This window comes from Dietzia sp. UBA5065, assembly GCA_002415925.1.
Classification (GTDB): Bacteria; Actinomycetota; Actinomycetes; order Mycobacteriales; family Mycobacteriaceae; genus Dietzia.
Genome location: DIAZ01000101.1, coordinates 3,283 through 4,908, shown reverse-complemented (window position 1 = coordinate 4,908; position 1,626 = coordinate 3,283). Strand labels below are relative to the sequence as shown.

Here is a 1,626-nt window from a genome sequence, read left to right as displayed (position 1 = left end):
CTGCTCGGAAGCGTCAGATTTGTATAAGAGACAGCCCCGCCGTCGATCACCCCAAGCCCGCCGGCGGCCTCGGCGCGCGCGGTGCCCGAGAACCGTTCGCCGTCGAAGCCGGTGAAGGTGTTGGTGCGCACGATCGTCAGCTGCCCGGGCAGGACCTTGCGGGCCAGGTCCGGGATGTCCTCGTCGGGGATGACCTGCGTGACGGTCACCGAGATCGATTCGCTGGTGACCACAAAGTCGTCGAGCGTGTCCGCGGGGCTGCCGACGGTGCTCAGCCGGTCGTGCCAGAAGGCCTCGTCGGCATACGACGTGAACACGGTCTCGAGCCGGGACTCGATGCGGGCCGAATGGGAGAAGCGGGTCGCCATGACCAGAACACTACTAGGGGTGACTACCCTCGGGCGTGTGCTCCCGCCCTCCTCCGACCGCCGGGTCGACGCCGTGATCCGCGACCTGGCGGATGTCGCCGGCGTCGCCGTGGTCCCCGACGCCCGCCTGGACAGCCTCACCACGCTGCGCATCGGCGGCCGGCCGCGCGCGCTGCTGGAGTGCTCCACGGCCGACGCGGTCACGGCGGCCGTCGCCGCGCTGGACGCGGCGGGGGTGCCGGTGCTCGTGCTGGGCGGCGGCTCCAACCTCGTGGTGGCCGGCGGCGATCTGGACCTGGTGGTGGTGGCCGTGCGCAACCGCGAGGTGGAGTACCGCGGCGCGACGGACGACGGCGCCGCGGCCGGCGGGGAGGCGGACGACGCCGCCGCGGCCGCCGGGGAGGCCGCCCCCCACGGGCGGATCGTCGTCCGGGCCGGCGCCGGGCTGGCCTGGGACGAGCTCGTGGCGGACACCGTCGCCCGCGGATACGGCGGCCTGGAGTGCCTGTCCGGCATCCCGGGCTCGGTGGGCGCGACCCCGGTCCAGAACGTGGGCGCCTACGGGGTCGAGGTGGCGCAGGTCCTGCACCGCGTGCGCTGGTTCGACCGCCACACCGGCGTCGACGAGTGGGTCGCCCCGGGCGCGCTCGGGCTCGCGTACCGGACGTCCGTGCTGAAGAACACCGACCGCGCCGTGGTCCTCGAGGTGGAGTTCCACCTCGACCCCGCCGGCCGCAGCGAGCCCGTCCGCTACGCCGAGCTGGCCGGGCGCCTGGGCGTGGAACCGGGGGAGCGGACCGAGGCCGCCGTCGCGCGCGAGACCGTGCTCGAGCTGCGCCGCGGGAAGGGCATGGTCCTGGACGACGACGACGAGGACACCTGGTCCGCCGGGTCCTTCTTCACCAACCCGGTGATCGGCGAGGAGGACCTCCCCACGGTGCGGTCCCGGGTGGCGGACCGCCTCGGGGTGGGGCAGGCCGCGCAGATGCCGGCGTTCCCCGGTGCGAACGGGGTCAAACTCTCGGCGGGATGGCTGATCGAGCGGGCCGGTTTCGGGAAGGGGTACCCCTCGTCGTCGTCGCTCGCCCGCCTGTCCACCAAACACACGCTCGCGCTGACCAACCGGGGCCGCGCCACGGCCGACGACGTGATCGCGCTCGCGCGGGAGGTCCGCGACGGCGTCCGGGAGGCGTTCGGCGTGGACCTGCACCCCGAGCCGGTGTGGGTGGGGTGCAGCATCTGAGCCGGAGCCGGAGCC

Annotated in this window: 2 protein-coding genes; one reads left to right on the top strand and one right to left on the bottom strand. The window is 74.1% G+C overall.

Translation table 11 applies throughout. The features are described from left to right. The coding region (locus B4M60_RS07740) for a DUF2505 domain-containing protein (protein ID WP_291081940.1) at positions 1–368 on the bottom strand (368 nt) is incomplete at its 3' end. Between the two features lie 37 nt (positions 369–405). Here B4M60_RS07740 and B4M60_RS07735 point away from each other — a divergent pair. Beyond that, on the top strand, positions 406–1,611 hold the full coding sequence (locus tag B4M60_RS07735; RefSeq protein ID WP_414646765.1) for a UDP-N-acetylmuramate dehydrogenase: 1,206 nt from the start codon (positions 406–408) through the stop codon (positions 1,609–1,611). Positions 1,612–1,626: the final 15 nt, after the last annotated feature.